The organism is Curtobacterium sp. MCBD17_028, assembly GCF_003234875.1.
In the GTDB taxonomy this organism is placed as follows: domain Bacteria; phylum Actinomycetota; class Actinomycetes; order Actinomycetales; family Microbacteriaceae; genus Curtobacterium.
In genome coordinates this window covers 378,804-395,158 of sequence record NZ_QKTQ01000001.1, presented here as the reverse complement: position 1 = coordinate 395,158, position 16,355 = coordinate 378,804, and the positions used below count along the sequence as shown (strand labels likewise).

Genomic DNA, 16,355 nt, shown 5'->3' with positions numbered 1-16,355 from the left:
CCGATCCGACAGAGCGTCAGCCGACCGATCGCTCAGCCGACCCAGAGGTCGCGGACGCGCGCGGCCACGGCAGCCGCCTGCGCCCGACCGGCGTGCGCGGCGGGGGCCCGGGTCGACAGCGCCAGGACGTTCGTGCCGTAGGCGGCCTGGCTCGTGGCGTCCGCGACGACCACCTCGACGGCCGAACCGTCGTGCCGCAGACCGGCCACTGCGCGGTCGAGCCACGGACCGGTCGGGCTCGGGTCCTCCGCACGGCAGGCGATGACGAGCACGCGCTCGTACCCCGCCGCGGCGTCCGCGTTCGTCCCCGAGCGGGCGCCACCGTCGACGTACGGGCGGCCGTCGACGGTCACCGGGGACCACACGAGGGGCACGGAGCAGCTCGCCGCGATCGCGCGGGTCAACGGGACGCCGTCAGCGGCGGTGAGCACCCGGAACGACCCGTCGGTCGCGTCGACGGTGGTGATGCCGAGGGGCGCGTCCGGCCACGTGTCGGCGGGGAACGTCGCGCGGAACGAGGCGATGCGTTCCTCCTGGCTCTGTCCCGACGTCACGGTGCGCGCGAGGCGACCGATGCGGGCGCGAGCGTCCTGGTCGCCCGTGGCGCCCTGGAGCGCGGCCACGAACTGCGCGCCGATCGCGGCCCAGTCGGGCGAGGCCGGTTCCTCGTAGTCCCACGGCACGTCATCGACCTGCTGACCGTAGGCGTCCGCGACGCCACCCGTCCGGAGCAGGGTGCCCACGACGCTGCCGGCGCTCGTCCCGACCACGAGATCGGCGTCGGCGAGCGGGATCCCGGCCTCGAGCAGCCCGCTCAGGAGCCCGAGCTCCCACGCGATGCCGGCGACGCCACCTCCGCCCAGGACGATCGCGGTGTGCTGTGGGCGGTCGGTCAGGTCCGGCAGGTCGGTCACCCCTCTTGCCTACCGCATCGTCCTCGGGGAGTCCGGAGCGTCGACCGGCGGGCGCGTGCCGGAGAGCGTGAGTACGTTCGGCGACACCGGCCCGCGTGGTGCGGGCCCGTCGACACCAGGGAGGAACTCCATGCGTCATCCGGGAACCACGGCGGCGACCACCGCAACGACCCTGCTCCGCGTCGCCCTCGGGGCGGTGCTCGTCGCGCACGGTTCGCAGAAGCTCTTCGGGGCGTTCGGCGGTGGTGGCATCGAGGGCACCGCGCAGGGCATGCACGCGATGGGCTTCCGGCCGGCGAAACCGCACGCCGTGCTCGCTGGGCTCGGTGAGGCGGGGTCGGGAGCGGCCCTCGTGCTGGGGCTCGGGACCCCCGTGGCCGGTGCCGGCGCGGCGACGACCATGGGCACGGCGGCGAGCATCCACGTGCCGAACGGGTTCTTCAACGCCGACGGCGGGTTCGAGTTCCCCGCGTTCCTGGGATTCGCCGCGTCGATGTTCGCGCTCGGTGGGCCGGGAGCGGTCTCCCTCGACCACGCGACCGGGCACGTGTTCGACCGCCCGTGGATGCGCGGCCTGGCCCTGGCAGCCGTCCCGGTCGCGATCGCCGTGCAGGTCACGCGCCGGAAGCGGGCGCTCGCGGCGGACCCGACCGAGCCTCCGGCGGAGAGCACGGCCGAGACGCCGGAGGCGGCGGGGTCCTCGGACCCCGAGGAGGGCTGACCGCGCCCCGCCTCACTCGGGCTGGACGTCGATGAGCACCTTGCCGACCGCGTCGTGCTCGACCGCGTCGTGCGCGTCGGCCGTCCGCTCGAGCGGGAACCGCGTGATCGGGAGGCCGTGCTCCTCGCCGACGGGCAGCGCCCCGTCGCGCAGGGCCGCGGTGACGTCCTCGACCGCCGCGCGGAGCGCCACCTCGCCCATCGTGTAGAGCAGGACGAACTGGTACCGCGCGTTCAGGGCCATGTTCGGCCGGACCTGCAGCGTGGCCTCGTCGCCGCCGTTGTTCGCGTACATCGCGATGACACCGCGGGTGGCGAGCACCTGCGCGTCGAGGTCGGCGTTCTGCGGGATGGCCACCTCCACCACGATGTCGACGCCGTCCGGCGCGAACGCCCGGACCTGGTCCGCGGCGTCGTCGTCGTGGTAGTCGACGGTCGCGTGGGCGCCGGCCGCGGTCGCGAGTGCTGCCTTCGCGGGGCTGCTGATCGTCGAGACGACACGGGCACCGGACCAGGCGGCGAGCTGGATGGCGGCGTGCCCGACGGCACCCGCGCCACCGGCGACGAGCACGGTCCGTCCCGCGAGCGCCCCGTGACCGAGACGCGTCGGCCCGTCCTCGTGCACGGTGAGCGCGCGGTGCGCGGTCAGTGCGGGGACCCCGAGCGACGCGGCCACGTCCCAGTCGACGCCGTCGGGCAACGCCGCGACACGCTCCCGTGGCAGGACGGTGTACTCCTGCGCGGTGCCCGTCGGACGCTGCTGCGCGGAGAGGAAGGTCCAGACACGGTCACCGACCACCAGGCCGTCGACACCGTCGCCGAGGGCGTCGACCACGCCCGCGCCGTCCTGGTTGGGGGTGACCTCGGGGAACGGCAACCGAGACCCGTCCGTGCCGCCGCGCCGCGACTTCCAGTCGGTCGGGTTCACGCCGGAACGGACCACCCGGACGCGGACCTCGCCCGGGCCGGGCTCGGGGACGTCCCGCTCGACGAGCTCGAGGACGGAGGGGTCACCGGTGTGGGTGTAGACGATCGATCGCATACCGGCAGGCAACCACGCGGACGCGCCCGGTGTTCCGGTGGACCCCGGGTCGACCGTCAGCGTTCGTCGTACGCCGCGCGGGCCGCGAGGACGTCGTCCATGTGGCCGGTCGCCCAGTCCTCGAGCCCGGCGAGCACGGTCCGGAGCGACCACCCGGCATCGGTCAGGGCGTACTCGACGTGCGGCGGGATCTCCGGGAACACCGTGCGCGTGACGAGGCCGTCCCGCTCGAGCGCCCGCAGCGTCTGCGTCAGCATCTTCTGCGACACGCCGTCGACCCGCCCCGCGATCGCGGAGTACCGCCGTGGCCCGTCGACGAGCGCCCCGAGCGTGAGGACGGTCCACCGGTCACCGATGCGGTCGAGCAGTTGCCGGGTGGGGCAGTCCCGCGCGTACGGGCTGTACGCCTCGTACCGTGGTGCGTCCGTCGTGGTCATCGTCCCCGCTCCTCGCCGTGCACGCGTGAGGTGCCCGCTTCCCCGAAGAGAGTAACGCCCTGAGGGTGCGGTTCCAGACGGGTACACGACGGACGGGAGGGACGGGGCGGCTCCGCCCGTCCCTCCCGTCCGTCGGCCCCCTAGTGCTGGCCGACGATGGCCGGGAGCGGCAGGTGGTGCCGCAGGCGGACCTCCAGGTGCAGCCCGCCCCGTCGAGCGAGCACGACCGCGATGACCGCGGCGGCGATCGCGGGCACCCCACCCGCGACGACCATGCCGACGTGCGCACCGAAGCGGTCGACGATCTGCCCCATGACCGGCCCGCCGATCGCCTGGCCGCCGAGCAGGACGAGCACGTACAGCGACATCACACGGCCGCGGATCCCGATGTTCGACGACATCTGGACGAGTGAGTTCGACGCCGTCTGGAACAGCAGCTGCGCCATCCCGACCGCGACGAGGATGAGCGCGAACGGCGCGATCATCGGCGCGGCGCCGGCGAGGACGAGGAGCAGCCCCGTGATGCCGACGCCGCCGACGATGGTCCGCAGTCGTACCACCGCACGCCGCGTCGACAGGAGCGCGCCGGTCAGCGCGCCGATCGCGACCATCGAGTTGAACACGCCGTAGCCGCCAGCCCCGACGTGGTAGACGTCCGAGGCGAACGCGGACAGGAGCACCGGCATGGTCAGCGCGAACACCGAGAAGAACGCGACGAGCACCACGGGCACGATGATCGTCGGCTTCCGGATGGCGTAGCGGAGGCCCTCCTGCAGCTGGCCCTTCGACGGCGGCACGGCCGGCATCCGGTGGAGTTCGGAGACGCGGAGGAACCCCAGGGTCACCACGACCGCCGCGCAGGCGATGCCGTTGATGCCGAACGACCAGCCGGCCCCGACCGCGACGAGCAGGATGCCGGAGAGCGCCGGGCCGATCATGCCGCCGAGCTGGAACACCGACGAGTTGACGCTGATCGCGTTCCGGAGGTGCTCCTGTCCGACGATCTCGGTGACGAACACCTGCCGCGCCGGATTGTCGATCACGGTGACGAGCCCGACGACGAACGCGATCACCCAGATGTGCCAGGCCTGCACGACCCCCGCGAGCGTCAGCGCGGCCAGCACGCCGCTGAGCAGCGCGAACGACGCCTGCGTGAGCATCATCAGCGCGCGCTTCGAGTAGCGGTCCACGATGACGCCGCCGAACAGCCCGAACAGGAGCATCGGGGCGAACTGCATCGCGACGGTGATCCCGACGTCGGCCACGGAGTGCGTGAGCTGGAGCACGAGCCAGTCCTGCGCGACGCGCTGCATCCACCCGGCGGTCATCGCGACCAGGTTCGTCGCCGTGAAGAGCCGGAAGTTCGGTACCGACAGGGCGATGAGGGTGTGTCGCCACGGCGGGCGGGTCGCCAGGACGGGGAGCGGCTCCGTCGGCGGGTAGAGGGTGGACGAGGACGAGGGGGCGCTCACGGTTCTGGGGCTCCGGCGATCGGTGGCGAATGCTGTTCATCTTCGAAACTAATCGCCGGCACCCATTGCCGAGGGCTATCGTCCCTATCAATCCATTGCGTTCCGTGATGACCATCGCCGCGACCACCGGGGGAACTGTTGCTCGATCCGATCCTGCTCCGCACGTTCCTGACGCTCGCGGAGACCCTGAGCTTCACGCAGGCCGCGGGCCGGCTCGGCATCAGCCAACCCACGGTCAGCCAGCACGTCCGGAAGCTCGAGACCGCGGTGTCCCGGACCCTCCTCGTCCGGGACACGCGGGGCGTGGCGCTCACGGACAACGGCGACGCCATGGCCGGTTTCGCGCGCACGATCCTCGCCGCACACGGGCAGGCCGATGCGTACTTCTCGGGCCAGGCGAACCGCGGGCGCCTGCGCTTCGGGGCGGCCGACGACCTCGCGATCACCCAGCTGCCCCGCATCCTCCGCGACTTCCGGCGGCTCCACCCGCACATCAACCTCGAGCTCACGGTCAACCAGTCGGGTCCGCTGCTCCGGCGGCTCAAGGCCGGTCAGCTCGACCTCGTGTTCATCAAGCAGACCGCCGGGCAGCCCGCCGAGGGCACGCGCGTCGCGAGCGACCAGATGGTGTGGATGGCCCAGGACGGCATCGCGCTCGAGCCGAACGAACCCGTGCCGCTCATCGCCTACCAGGCGCCGAGCATCAGTCGCCAGATGGCCATCGACGCGCTCGAGGCCGTCGGCCGCACGTGGCGGATCACGTGCAACACGCGCGACGTCAACGGCGTGCTCGCGGCGGTCCGAGCGGGCATCGGGGTGGCGGTGTTCCCGCACTCCCTCATCCCGGCCGATCTCGTCAAGGTGTCCCAGCGGCTGGTGTTGCCGGACCTCCCGGCCGTCGACTACGTCCTCATGGCGAACCCGGCCGCCGGTCGCGGGCCCGTCGACGCGTTGACGAACGCGATCCTCAGCCGCGGCGTGATCCGCGCGGTCTGACCCGCGCGGTCCGGTCGTCCGGTCGGGTCCGCGGCGTCACCAGGTGACGGACGTCGCGCTGCCGGTCCCGGTCATCGTGCCGAGGTCCGGCAGGTGCAGCCCGAGGGTCGGCGCGAGCGCGCTCGCGAGGCCTGCGAGCAGCACGGCGCTGCCAGCGATGCCGAACACGAGTCCGACGAGCGAGAGCAGACGGGTCCACGACGCAGCTGCCCGTGCCCGCAGCACCATCACGGCCAGACCGATCGCGAGGCCGCCGAGCACGAGGGCCACGACGTGCACCTGACCCGCGACGAGCAGGAACCAGGCACCGACCGCGAGCGTCGCGAGGCCGGCGACCACCGCGAGTGCGGCGGCGGTGCCGGGGCTGACGGCCGGGCGTCCGTCCGGCCCGTCGGTCCGGGAGGCCCGTGCCGCGTCGGTCCGGGAGGCCCGCCGCGGGTCGTCGGTCCGGGAGACCCGCCGCGGGTCGTCGGTCCGGGCCCCGGCCCGGCGGGGCGCGCCGGCGTCGGATCCGTGCGGTTCTCGGCTCCCGACGGGGGCTGCGCGGTGGAGGCCGTGCGCTCGCTCGGTCCGGGCGCCGCGGCGACCGGATCGACCACGTCGACCGGCGAGGGACACGGCCGAGGCGGCGGAGCGAGCGAACACGACCGGCTCGTCGTTGCCCTCGCTGCCCCGGTGGTCCGACGTCTGCGCGGCCGTCGCCGCGGGCTGCTCGGCGGCGCCGACGGCCGGAGCAGGCTGCTCCGGGGCGGTGCGTGCGGCGGCCGTCTGCTTCTGGGCGGCGCGCTCTGCCGTCGCGGTCTGCTTCTGGGCGGCGCGCTCTGCGGCGGCGGTCTGCTTCTGGGCGGCGCGCTCTGCGGCGGCCGTCTGCTTCTGCGCGGCGCGCTCTGCGGCCGCGGTCTGCTTCTGCGCTGCCCGTTCCGCTGCCGCGGCCTGCTTCTCGGCAGCGGCGGCACGACGCCGGTCCCGCGCGGTCGGGGCCGGGGGTGCCGGAGCCGGGAAGGGCGACGCCGGAGCGGCGGGGTCGACGGTGTCCGGCGTCACGAGGCTCATCGTCCCGGGCGGGATCGGTGCGGCCTGCGGTGCGGCAGCGCCCGTCGGAGTCGCCCACGCCGGTGCGACCGGCGTCCCCGGGACGGGCCTGGGGGCCCCGACGGGTCGGGGCAGGTCCTCGTCGACGGGGCCTCCGACCACGAGGTACTCGAGCCCGGGCACCGAGAACCGCGGCTGACCCGGCCGGGGTTCGACAGGCCCTTCGGCGGCGTCAGTCGTCCGTCGTTCCGTCGGCTGCGGCGCGACGGCGCTCGGCCCACCCGGGGTCGCCACGATCGGTGACCCGGACGTGGCGGGGCGGACGGCACCCGCGATGCCGACGCCGGGCCTCCCGGGATCCGGGACCGGGACCTGGCCCGGGACGCGACCCGATGCGGTCCGGCCGGTGGGACCGGCGTGCGGCTCGCCGGTGGGGAGCGGGGACGTGACGTGAGCGTCCGCCTCCGATGCGGTTGCGGAGCCGTGCCCGGCAACGGTCGCGGTGAGGGATGCCGCGAGGTCGGGTACGGGCGGCGCGGTCGGGTCGGAGGTGCCCGGACGGACGGTCGCCGCGATCCGCGACGCCGTGCCGGACGCCGCGTGACGGCGGGCCGCCTCGATCGCTCCGGTGTCGACCGTGGGGGAGAGCGGCGCGGGGGGCAGGGGGGCTCGCGCGGTCCGCGGACGACGAAGCGGATCAGCAGGAACCGTGCGCGCGGCGGGAACGGGCGTCGTCGCACCCTCCGTCACGGGGCGTCCGGTCGCCACGGCGGGGCGATCAGCCGCGGCGACGGGCCGTGTGACGCCCGGTTCGGCGGGCGCGGCGGTCTGCGGAGCCGGGACGGGTGCCACGGGCGTCGGTGGTGCGGTCACCCACGCCGGGAGGCCACGCGTCCCGGTCGCTGGCGGAGGGGTCGGCACGTCCGGCGTCGACGCCTGGTCCGGCGTCGCGCCCGGCATGCGGTGCTGGCCCACGCGTGCTCCCTCTCGATGGTCCGTCCTACTGTTCTAGTGCGCGGCGCCCGTTCCCGGACGCCCCAGTGCGGGTGACGCCGGTAGCGTCTGCGGCATGGCAGACATCGAACACCGTCCTCTCGGTCCCTCCGGCCTGGTCGTCTCGACCGTCGGGCTCGGCTGCAACAACTTCGGCAGACCAGGCACCGCCACCGAGACGCAGGAGGGCACGGACGCCGTCGTCCACGCTGCGCTCGACGCCGGAGTCACCCTGTTCGACACCGCGGACATCTACGGCGGCGAGCCCGGCCGGAGCGAGTCGATGATGGGCAGGTCCCTCGCCGGTCGTCGCGACGAGGTCGTGCTCGCGACGAAGTTCGGCAGCGACATGCGCGGTGCGAACGGGCCCGACTGGGGCGTCCGTGGCTCGCGTCGGTACGTCCGGCTCGCCGTCGAGGCGTCGTTGCGTCGACTCGGCACGGACTGGATCGACCTGTACCAGATGCACGTCCCCGACCCGATCACGCCGATCGAGGAGACCCTGTCGGTGCTCGACGACCTCGTGCGCGAGGGCAAGATCCGCTACATCGGGCACTCGAACTTCGCCGGGTGGCAGATCGCCGAGGCCGAGCTCACCGCCTCCATCGCCGGCACCACGTCGTTCGTGTCGGCCCAGAACGAGTACAGCCCGCTCGCTCGTGGTGCCGAGGCCGAGGTCCTGCCGGCGGTGCGGGCGTACGCGCTCGGGTTCCTGCCGTACTTCCCGCTCGCCAACGGCCTGCTCACCGGCAAGTACACCCGACGCGGCGGCGGCCCGGCGGACGCCCGGATCACGAACATCAAGCCGCAGCTGCTCGACGACGCCCCGTGGGACGTCATCGAGGAGTACCAGCGCTTCTGCGAGGCCAGGGGCGTGACCATGCTCCAGGCGACGTTCGCGTGGCTGCTGGCCCAGCCCGGACTCACGAGCGTCATCGCGGGTGCGACCAAGCCGGAGCAGATCGCCCAGAACGTCGACGCCGGTTCCGCCTGGACCCCGTCCGAGGACGACCTCGCCGAGATGACGCTGGTGTTCGAGGGGGTCTGACCCGAGCGCCGGCGTACAGCGGCTGGGCGTTCCTGCGCCGTCCGCGCGTAGCGTCCGGGACATGGCAGGCAACCGCCCCGGACGATCCATCCACGACCTGACCGCGGCCGCGTGGTTCGGCGGCTCCCTCATGGGTGCCATCGGGCTCAACGGCGCCGCGGCCCGAGCCGAGGACCCGGAGGAACGGACCCGTCTCACCACCATCGGGTGGCGGCGCTGGGGGCCGATCCAGACGGGCGCCGTCGTGCTGCACCTGCTCGCCGACCTCGACGTGACCGCGCACAACGCGCCGCGGAGCGCGGTCCAGCACGGCATGCACCGCATCAACACCTACAAGGCCGTCGTGACCCTGGTCGGCGCGGGTGTGACGCTGTGGACGGCCGTCGTCGGCAACCGCTACGGCAAGCTCGTCGAGGCGGACGCGCGCAAGGGGCAGCCGGCGGCCGGGGCCACGGAGCCGGCGCCTGGCACGTCACCCGAGCTCGCGCGCGTGCAGCGGAAGCTCCAGCGCCTGCAGTGGCTCCAGGCGATCTTCGGCGGTTGGATCATCGTGGTCGGTGCCAAGGAGGGCGAGATGCAGCGCCCCCACAACGTCGCGAAGGGCGTGGTGCGCAAGGCGCTCCGCCGCCGCTGACCCGCCCGGCCGCGCCGGGCGGCCCGCCCGGCCGGCCCCGCGCCCCCCTTCGCCGAGATCGCAGAAGATGCCGCTCCGACCCAGGTCAGAGCGGCATCTTCTGCGATCTCGGCGGGTGTGCCGGGGGGTGGGGGCCGCGACCGCCAGTGGCCGCGACCGCCAGCGGCCGCGGCCGCCGGCCCGGACTCACATGTCGCGGTAACGCTTCGCGTCCGCGACCGCCAGCTCGAGGTCGATCGCGGCGTACGGCTTGACGTACCCGGGGGTGTCGCGCTGGATGCGCCAGCCCTCGCTCAGACGTCCGATGTCCACGGCGTCGAACCCGAACTCGTCGATCAGGTCGCCCACGGCCTGCTTCGCCTCGTCGTCGTCACCGGCCACGACGAGGGCACGGCGCCCCTCGGTACCGCGCGGGGTCCCCGCGGTGGTCAGGTCGGCCGCGGCGATGTGGTTGAAGGCCTTGACGACGTGCGACTGCGGCAGGTGGTGCTGGAGCAGTTCCGACACCGTGGTCGTCTCCTCGTCGAGGGCCGCGATCTGCCCGTCCCGCTGCGGGTAGTAGTTGTTCGTGTCGATCACGACCTTGCCGACGAGGGGCTCGACGGGGATGGTCTCGATCGCGGCGAGCGGCGTGGTCACGACGACGACGTCGCCCTTGGTCGCTGCGTCCTCCGGGGTCCCGGCGGTCGCGTGCGGTCCGAGTTCGTCGACGAGGTCCGACAGGGTCTCGGGGCCGCGCGAGTTGCTCATCACGACGTCGTAGCCGTTCTGCACGGCGAGCCGGGCGAGCTGCGAACCGATGTTCCCTGATCCGATGAATCCGATGGTGGTCATGGATCGAGTGTGCTCCGGTCGGACGCGCGATGGTCAGCGCACGTCCGGGCAGCGCGCGGGGGTGGCGGGCAGGATGGCACGATGGCGCACGAGTTCCGCAACGAGACCGACCGCGACCGCTACGCGCTCTACGTGGACGGGGCCCTGGTCAGCGTGCTCGACTACCGGGTAAACGGCGACTCGATCGCGTTCCCGCACACGTACACGGTGCCCGCGCATCGGGGTCACGGCTACGCGGGTGAGCTCGTCGAGCAGGCCGTCGCCGACGTCGAGGCCACGAGCACCCGCCGGATCGTCCCGATGTGCTGGTTCGTCGGTCAGTGGTTCGAGGACCACCCGGACAAGGCCGACCTGCTCTCCCGATGACCCCACGATGTGGACCGCCTGGTGATCCCGGCGCCTCGGCAGTAGTGTCCCGCCGAGGCGGTCGTCCGACGTCGTGACCGCCGGAGAGGACACTCCCGTGCAGCGAATCGTCCCGTTCCTCTGGTTCGACGACCAGGCCGAGGAGGCCGTCACCTTCTACACGGGCCTGTTCCCGGACGCCCGCATCGACTCGATCGGCCGATGGCCGGACGGCACGCCCGACGCGGGCAAGGCGCTGGTGGTCGAGTTCACGCTCTTCGGGCAGCGATGGCGAGCGATGAACGGCGGACCGGGGCACCCGCACTCCGATGCGATCTCGTTCCAGGTCGACTGCGACACGCAGGACGAGGTCGACCGGCTCTGGGACGCGTTCACGAGCGACGGCGGCCACGAGGTGGCGTGCGGGTGGTGCACGGACCGGTGGGGCGTCGCGTGGCAGGTCACGCCCGTCCGACTCGCCGAGCTCCTCGCGGACCCCGTTCCCGGACGGCGGACCCGCGCCATGCTCGCCATGCAGGACATGGTGAAGCTCGACATCGCCGCGCTCGAAGCAGCCGCCGACGGACGCGGAGGCGCGGGGACCGCGGGCTGAACCTCGCTCCGAACCGGGGGTGCTCAGGCAGCGACGACCTGCTCCTCCTCCAGTCGGGAGACCTCGCGTTCGCGGGCGATCCGGGTCCGTCGGGCGACGAGTCCGTGCACGACGAGCACCAGGAGCACGGCGGTGGCCAGCCAGAGCGCCAACACGAGGGCGCTGCGGCCGAGGGATGCCGCGGGGAAGTACTGCAGGTCCTGTGCCGCTTGCAGCCAGGCCGCGCCGCTCCAGAAGGTGTGGAGTCCCGCGAACAGCCCGGGCTGGAACGCCGGCTGGAAGATCCCGCCCGACGACGTGAAGTTGAGCATCACGAACAGCATCGTGAGGATCGGCGTGGTCCACCGGCCGAGCATCGGGTGGAGTCCGACACCGAGCGCGATGATGACGAGGTCGTACATCCAGGCGAACAGGAAGATCGGCCACGCATGGTGCGTGATCACGCCGTAGACGGGACCGGCGATGACGACGCCGATCCCCGCGACGACCCCGGCGGTCGCGACGCCGATGACCGCCGTCCAGAGCAGGCGGAGCCGCCCGGAGAACGCGGCGACCGCGATCGCGCTCGAGTACCCGCCGACGCTGAGTGCGACCAGCAGGAAGAAGAGTCCCTGGCCCGTCGCGTCCTCGTCGTGCACGGCGACGACGTCGACCACGTGGAACGGCAGGTGCTGCTGGTAGGCGATGGGCACGAAGATCCGCTCGGCAGCGGTCGCGGTGGTGTCCGACGCGGCGGTGGACACGTAGAGGGTGGCGCTCGTCGACCCCGGCGCGTACACGGCCGCCAGATCACGGTCGCGGATCGCCGCACGCGCATGCGCGGGGTCCTGCACCACGTGGGCGACGAGCGCGCCGTCGGACCGGTCGGTGACGGTCTGTGCGAACACCTGGGTCGCGGCTCCCGTGCCGACGACCCCGACGGGCAGGTCCTTCGGGGTCGGGGCGTGGAATGCGCCGAGGTAGGCCAGGCCCATCCCCGCGGCGAGGAACAGTGGGACGAGGATGTGGGAGGCGAACGACAGCAGGAGCCGACCGAGCCCGGCGGGACGGAGCATGGACGGCTCGTGCGCGGGCGCGCTGCCGGCGTGGCGGTCGGCGGCGTGACCGGGCGTCGGCCGCTCGGTCAGGCGACGGACGGGTAGCAAGTTGTTCTTTGCAACATCGGACACGTGTTGCACTGTACAACTTCGATCCCCGGTCCGCTAGCGTGTCGCGTACACGACGCGGTGCACCGCGCACGCTGGCACGTTCGCGGAGCGGGTCGCGGCGGACGCGACGACAGGGAGGGACTCGTCGATGGAGCAGGGAACCGATCGGCTTCGTGCCGCCGAGATCACCCGGGCCTACCGGGAACTCGCGCGGATCACCCGGCGCGCCGCGGTCCGCGCCCGAGGTCCCGAAGCCGCGCTCAGCATCGTCGATCACTCGCTGGTCGACTTCGTCGCCCAGCACTACGGGTGTATGGCGATCGACATCGCGCGGTACCTGCGGCTCAACCGGTCGACGATCTCGCGCCAGTTGTCGGGCCTCCTGGCCGCCGGCCTGATCGAGCAGGTCGACGGGGGCACCGGGAACGCGAAGCCGCTCGCGGTGACGGCGGCCGGCGAGGCGGCGCTGGAACGCTCCGTCCGCGTGCACCGCGAGAGCCTGGAGGAACGGCTGGCGTCGTGGTCCGACGACGACGTCGCGCTGCTCGCCGGTCTGCTCGAGCGCCTCAACGCCGCGGAGACCGAGGATCCCGTGCCGGTTCCCGACATCGACGACGACGACCTGCCGGGCGCCGCGGCCCCGATGGAGGCCTGACGTGCCCACCCGCCTCGTGTTCCTGTCCGACACCCACCTGCCCCGGCGCGCGAAGGACCTCCCGCCGGCGCTCTGGGCAGCGATCGAGGACGCCGACCTCGTGGTGCACGCGGGGGACTGGGTGGACCTGGCGACCGTCGACCGGATCGCAGCCCGGGCTCGACGGCTCGTCGCGGTGCGCGGCAACAACGACGTCGAACCGGGGTTCGCGGACCGGCTGCCACTCGTCGCACACGAGCACGTCGAGGGCCTGCGGTTCGCGGTCGTGCACGAGACCGGGGCCGCGGCGGGACGCGACGCCCGGATGGCGCAGCGGTTCCCCGACGTCGACGTCCTCGTGTTCGGGCACTCGCACATCCCCTGGGACTCCACCGCGTCGAGCGGGCTCCGACTGCTCAACCCCGGATCGCCGACGGACCGGCGACGACAGCCCGACCACACGTGGATGACCGCGGTGGTCGACGGTCGCGACCTCGCGGTCGAACTCGTGCGCCTCCCACCGGTCCCGCGGGAGCGCTGAGGCCGCGGCGCGACCCGACTGGCCGTGCGGTGTGCCGACGTGGGACGCTGGGGCGATGACGGACGACCGGCACGACGAGCGCGCGGTGCCCGCGGAGGCCGCGCCGTCCCTCCCGCCGGGGCCGCCGCCCGGCCCCCGGGACCCGGGCGACGCGTGGGCGTACGGGCCGGACGGTCAGAAGGCGTGGGGGCTGTTCGGCGCCGCGGGGCTGCTCGTCGACGACGGTGCGGGCCGCGTCCTGCTGCAGCACCGTGTCGAGTGGAGCCACCACGGCGGGACCTGGGGCATCCCGGGTGGTGCGCGACACCAGGGTGAGGACGCGGTCACCGGAGCGCTCCGCGAGTCCGCGGAGGAAGCCGGTGTCCCCGCCGCCGCGCTCCGGATCCGCCACACCTCCGTGCTCGACCTCGGGTTCTGGACCTACACGACGGTGGTGGCACGCGCCGTCCACCCGTTCCGGGCCGAGGTCGGCGACCGCGAGAGCCTCGCCCTCGACTGGGTGCCGGTCGACGACGTCGAGGGGCTGCCCCTGCACCCCGGGTTCGGCGCGAGCTGGCCGGCCCTCCGCGGTGTGCTCGTGACCGAGCCCGTGGTCGTCGTCGACGCCGCGAACGTCGTCGGCAGCGTGCCGGACGGCTGGTGGCGGGACCGCGCCGGCGCCGCCGAGCGACTCGTGGACGCGATCGGCGCGCTCGCCGCGTCGGGACTGGCCGCTGCGGAACTCGGACTCGGTGCCGGTCGGTGGTGGCCGCGGTGGTCGGTCGTCCTCGAGGGAGATGCGCGTGCCGCCCGGACCGACGGCCCCGAGGTCGAGGTCGTCCGCGCGACCGGCGCGGGTGACGACGCGATCGTCGAGTCCGTGCACCGGGCGATCGCGAGAGCGGCCGGTCCGGTCGTCGTCGTGACGGCCGACCGCGGGCTGCGAGCGCGCGTCGAGGCCCTCGGAGCGTCGGTGACGGGGCCGTCCTGGCTCCGAGCGCTGACCGCTAGCTGATCGCACCGCCCGCGACGGCCAGGTCGGGTGCCGGGTCCAGCGCGGCGCGGACCGCTGCGGCGAGTCCGGTGACGAGCACGTCGAGCGACACCGTCCGGACGGCGTCGTCCGCCTCGCGCAGGGTCTCGGGCGTCGCGGGCACGTGCACGAACCCGGAGCGCACCCCGGCCCCGGCCAACGCCTGCAGCGCGTAGAACACGTGGTTGCACACGTACGCGCCGGCCGTGGCGGACAGCGCGGCCGGTGCGCCCGCCGCGCGTGCGGCGGCGACCATGCGCTTGACCGGGAGCGTCGTGAAGTACGCGGCCGGGCCTCCCGGCAGGACGGGCACGTCCACGGGCTGCGCGCCGTCGGCGTCCGGGATCCGGGCGTCGTCGAGGTTGACGGCGACCCGCTCGGGCGTGATCGCGCTGCGCCCCTCGGCGAGCCCGACCGCGACCACGACGTCCGGCGTCACCCGCTCGACGGCGTCACGGAGTGCGTCGACCGAGCGTCCGAACGCGACGGGCAGCAGGACGGCCTCGACGCGTTCCGGACCCGTCCAGGTCGCGGCGACGCGCTCGACGGCGTCCCAGGACGGGTTGCGGGTCGCGTCCGCGAACGGCTCGAACCCGGTCAGGAGGATCGTGGTCACGCCCGCGACCCTAACCCAGGTGCGCCGTGGGGTCGTCCGGTCCGACGCCCGCGGCCGCGGCGGGCAGGTGGCGGCGCGACGAGACGCCCACGAGCACCCACGCCACGAGACCGAGGCCGACGACCACGAGCAGGATCGCCGTCACCGGCGCGACGGCGGCCACCGCGGCGATCACGGCCGGGGCGAGGAACCCCGCGTACGCGACCGCGTAGAACACGCCGGTGAGGCCCGCGAGGTCCCGACTCGACGCGATCCGCTGCACCTCGAGCAGGCTCGACACCAGGGCGATGCCCATGCCGGCACCGACGACCGCGTTCGCCACGAGCCCGATCCAGACCGAGTCGGCCGCGATCGCGAGCGCGACGACCGCGATGCCGACGGTCATCACGAGCACGGCGACGACGAGCCCGCGCGCGCTCGACACGGAGTGCACCCGTGCGGCGATCGGTTGGACCGCACTCGACACCCCGAGCGCGACGACCGTCGCGGCGGTCGCGAAGACGAGCCCCCAGCGTCCGGTCGCGTCGTGCAACTGGGTGGGCAGGTAGCCGTACGCGATCGCGGCGGACGCGAACACGAGCGGGGCCGACACCATGACCACGCGGACGAAGCGCCGGTGTCCGGCCGACGGCACGCGGAGCTGCCGCCACCAGGGCCCGGTGACGCCGCCGGACGTGTGGGTCTCGGGTGCGCGCAGCACGACGACGAGGAACGGGACCGCGACGGCGATGTGCACGAGGAACGGCAGGACCTCGGGGACCGGGCCCCACTGGGCCATGCAGCCGGCGACGAGTGCGCCGCTGCCGGATCCGAGGGTGAAGGCGAGCGATGCCCGTCGTGCACCCGATCCGGCGTCCGCCGCCGGGTCGTACCGGCCCTGGGACAGTTCCTTCACCCAGCTGTTCCCGACGGCCATGGCGATGCCCACGGTGATCCCGGAGCACAGTCGCCCGGCCGCGAGGTACCCCGCGCCGAACGGACCGAGGGCCAGGAGGCCGCTGCCGACGAGCGCCGCCGTGACCCCGACGAGCATGAGGGGGCGGCGTCCGTGCCGGTCGGAGAGCGACCCGGCGACGAGCAGTGCCGGTGCGAGACCGAGGACGTACACGCCGAGGAACGCGTTGACGAGGAGCGTCGAGTAGTGCGCACGCTCCTGGTACATGAGCAGCAGCGGGCTGAACTGGTTGCCGCCCCACGAGCAGACGAAGACGGCGCCCCACACCGCGAGCCACGGCCGCACCCGTGCTGCCCGCCGGCTCGTGGCACCGGTCCGGCCGGGAGGCCCGGTCCGCTGCAACGGGACCGCTCCCGTCGACGTGTCCAC

The 16,355-nt window shown here is 73.7% G+C and carries 18 protein-coding genes; 9 read left to right on the top strand and 9 right to left on the bottom strand.

Annotated elements, in window-relative coordinates; translation table 11 throughout:
* Window positions 1-32: 32 nt before the first annotated feature.
* Window positions 33-914 (bottom strand): patatin-like phospholipase family protein, encoded by an 882-nt coding sequence (locus DEI86_RS01815; RefSeq protein ID WP_258376433.1) that lies wholly within the window; start codon window positions 912-914, stop codon window positions 33-35.
* A 130-nt stretch (window positions 915-1,044) separates the two neighbouring features.
* Between DEI86_RS01815 and DEI86_RS01810 the strand changes: the two genes are divergently transcribed.
* Window positions 1,045-1,635 (top strand): DoxX family protein, encoded by a 591-nt coding sequence (locus DEI86_RS01810; RefSeq protein WP_111012655.1) that lies wholly within the window; start codon window positions 1,045-1,047, stop codon window positions 1,633-1,635.
* Between the two features lie 12 nt (window positions 1,636-1,647).
* On the opposite strand, the gene DEI86_RS01805 is transcribed toward DEI86_RS01810, so the two are convergent.
* The 3 genes from DEI86_RS01805 to DEI86_RS01795 form a co-directional block, all read right to left on the bottom strand.
* Window positions 1,648-2,676 carry an NADPH:quinone reductase gene (locus tag DEI86_RS01805; RefSeq protein WP_111012654.1) on the bottom strand — a complete coding sequence of 343 codons (1,029 nt, stop codon included), beginning with the start codon at window positions 2,674-2,676 and terminating at the stop codon, window positions 1,648-1,650.
* Window positions 2,677-2,732: 56 nt separating this feature from the next.
* The gene (locus DEI86_RS01800; RefSeq protein WP_111012653.1) at window positions 2,733-3,113 is read right to left on the bottom strand and encodes a helix-turn-helix domain-containing protein; all 381 of its coding nucleotides are present in this window, start codon (window positions 3,111-3,113) and stop codon (window positions 2,733-2,735) included.
* 140 nt (window positions 3,114-3,253) lie between these two features.
* Complete coding sequence (locus DEI86_RS01795; RefSeq protein WP_111008595.1) at window positions 3,254-4,585, bottom strand: MFS transporter; 1,332 nt, start codon at window positions 4,583-4,585, stop codon at window positions 3,254-3,256.
* Window positions 4,586-4,723: 138 nt separating this feature from the next.
* Between DEI86_RS01795 and DEI86_RS01790 the strand changes: the two genes are divergently transcribed.
* Entirely contained in the window at window positions 4,724-5,581 is an 858-nt protein-coding gene (locus DEI86_RS01790; protein ID WP_111048644.1) for a LysR family transcriptional regulator, read from the top strand.
* A 36-nt stretch (window positions 5,582-5,617) separates the two neighbouring features.
* Here the strand turns inward: DEI86_RS01790 and DEI86_RS16275 are convergent, their stop codons facing one another.
* Complete coding sequence (locus tag DEI86_RS16275) at window positions 5,618-6,796, bottom strand: hypothetical protein (RefSeq protein WP_146244847.1); 1,179 nt, start codon at window positions 6,794-6,796, stop codon at window positions 5,618-5,620.
* A gap of 886 nt (window positions 6,797-7,682) precedes the next feature.
* On the opposite strand from DEI86_RS16275, the gene DEI86_RS01780 reads away from it, so the two are divergent.
* The gene (locus DEI86_RS01780) at window positions 7,683-8,654 is read left to right on the top strand and encodes an aldo/keto reductase (RefSeq protein ID WP_111012651.1); all 972 of its coding nucleotides are present in this window, start codon (window positions 7,683-7,685) and stop codon (window positions 8,652-8,654) included.
* 61 nt (window positions 8,655-8,715) lie between these two features.
* Window positions 8,716-9,288 (top strand): hypothetical protein, encoded by a 573-nt coding sequence (locus DEI86_RS01775; protein WP_111048642.1) that lies wholly within the window; start codon window positions 8,716-8,718, stop codon window positions 9,286-9,288.
* A 186-nt stretch (window positions 9,289-9,474) separates the two neighbouring features.
* Here DEI86_RS01775 and DEI86_RS01770 read toward each other — a convergent pair whose 3' ends face one another.
* Window positions 9,475-10,122, bottom strand: a complete 648-nt coding sequence (locus DEI86_RS01770; protein WP_111012649.1) for an NADPH-dependent F420 reductase — start codon at window positions 10,120-10,122, stop codon at window positions 9,475-9,477.
* A gap of 81 nt (window positions 10,123-10,203) precedes the next feature.
* Between DEI86_RS01770 and DEI86_RS01765 the strand changes: the two genes are divergently transcribed.
* Window positions 10,204-10,488 (top strand): GNAT family N-acetyltransferase, encoded by a 285-nt coding sequence (locus DEI86_RS01765; protein WP_111008601.1) that lies wholly within the window; start codon window positions 10,204-10,206, stop codon window positions 10,486-10,488.
* Window positions 10,489-10,585: 97 nt separating this feature from the next.
* Entirely contained in the window at window positions 10,586-11,080 is a 495-nt protein-coding gene (locus DEI86_RS01760; protein ID WP_111048641.1) for a VOC family protein, read from the top strand.
* Window positions 11,081-11,103: 23 nt separating this feature from the next.
* Here DEI86_RS01760 and DEI86_RS01755 read toward each other — a convergent pair whose 3' ends face one another.
* Window positions 11,104-12,249 (bottom strand): hypothetical protein, encoded by a 1,146-nt coding sequence (locus DEI86_RS01755; protein WP_146244846.1) that lies wholly within the window; start codon window positions 12,247-12,249, stop codon window positions 11,104-11,106.
* Window positions 12,250-12,376: 127 nt separating this feature from the next.
* Here DEI86_RS01755 and DEI86_RS01750 point away from each other — a divergent pair, with 127 nt between their 5' ends.
* From DEI86_RS01750 to DEI86_RS01740, 3 genes are read left to right on the top strand one after another with little or no spacing between them, the layout of a single operon-like run.
* The gene (locus DEI86_RS01750; protein ID WP_111012646.1) at window positions 12,377-12,883 is read left to right on the top strand and encodes a MarR family winged helix-turn-helix transcriptional regulator; all 507 of its coding nucleotides are present in this window, start codon (window positions 12,377-12,379) and stop codon (window positions 12,881-12,883) included.
* Between the two features lies 1 nt (window position 12,884).
* On the top strand, window positions 12,885-13,403 hold the full coding sequence (locus DEI86_RS01745) for a metallophosphoesterase (RefSeq protein WP_111008605.1): 519 nt from the start codon (window positions 12,885-12,887) through the stop codon (window positions 13,401-13,403).
* Window positions 13,404-13,458: 55 nt separating this feature from the next.
* Window positions 13,459-14,397, top strand: a complete 939-nt coding sequence (locus DEI86_RS01740) for an NUDIX hydrolase (protein WP_111008606.1) — start codon at window positions 13,459-13,461, stop codon at window positions 14,395-14,397.
* Here DEI86_RS01740 and pcp read toward each other — a convergent pair.
* Window positions 14,390-15,031 carry a pyroglutamyl-peptidase I gene (gene pcp, locus DEI86_RS01735; RefSeq protein ID WP_111048639.1) on the bottom strand — a complete coding sequence of 214 codons (642 nt, stop codon included), beginning with the start codon at window positions 15,029-15,031 and terminating at the stop codon, window positions 14,390-14,392. The two genes, DEI86_RS01740 and pcp, sit on opposite strands and share 8 nt — an antisense overlap.
* Window positions 15,032-15,041: 10 nt before the next feature.
* Window positions 15,042-16,355, bottom strand: coding sequence for an MFS transporter (locus tag DEI86_RS01730; RefSeq protein ID WP_220037237.1), 1,314 nt, complete (start codon window positions 16,353-16,355; stop codon window positions 15,042-15,044).

What these genes read in the sequence shown, in the direction of transcription:
- DEI86_RS01810 (WP_111012655.1), top strand. Translation starts at nt 1,045, where the DNA reads ATGCGTCATCCGGGAACCACGGCGGCGACCACCGCAACGACCCTGCTC.
- DEI86_RS01805 (WP_111012654.1), bottom strand. Translation starts at nt 2,676, where the DNA reads ATGCGATCGATCGTCTACACCCACACCGGTGACCCCTCCGTCCTCGAG.
- DEI86_RS01800 (WP_111012653.1), bottom strand. Translation starts at nt 3,113, where the DNA reads ATGACCACGACGGACGCACCACGGTACGAGGCGTACAGCCCGTACGCG.
- DEI86_RS01780 (WP_111012651.1), top strand. Translation starts at nt 7,683, where the DNA reads ATGGCAGACATCGAACACCGTCCTCTCGGTCCCTCCGGCCTGGTCGTC.
- DEI86_RS01775 (WP_111048642.1), top strand. Translation starts at nt 8,716, where the DNA reads ATGGCAGGCAACCGCCCCGGACGATCCATCCACGACCTGACCGCGGCC.
- DEI86_RS01770 (WP_111012649.1), bottom strand. Translation starts at nt 10,122, where the DNA reads ATGACCACCATCGGATTCATCGGATCAGGGAACATCGGTTCGCAGCTC.
- DEI86_RS01765 (WP_111008601.1), top strand. Translation starts at nt 10,204, where the DNA reads ATGGCGCACGAGTTCCGCAACGAGACCGACCGCGACCGCTACGCGCTC.
- DEI86_RS01750 (WP_111012646.1), top strand. Translation starts at nt 12,377, where the DNA reads ATGGAGCAGGGAACCGATCGGCTTCGTGCCGCCGAGATCACCCGGGCC.
- DEI86_RS01740 (WP_111008606.1), top strand. Translation starts at nt 13,459, where the DNA reads ATGACGGACGACCGGCACGACGAGCGCGCGGTGCCCGCGGAGGCCGCG.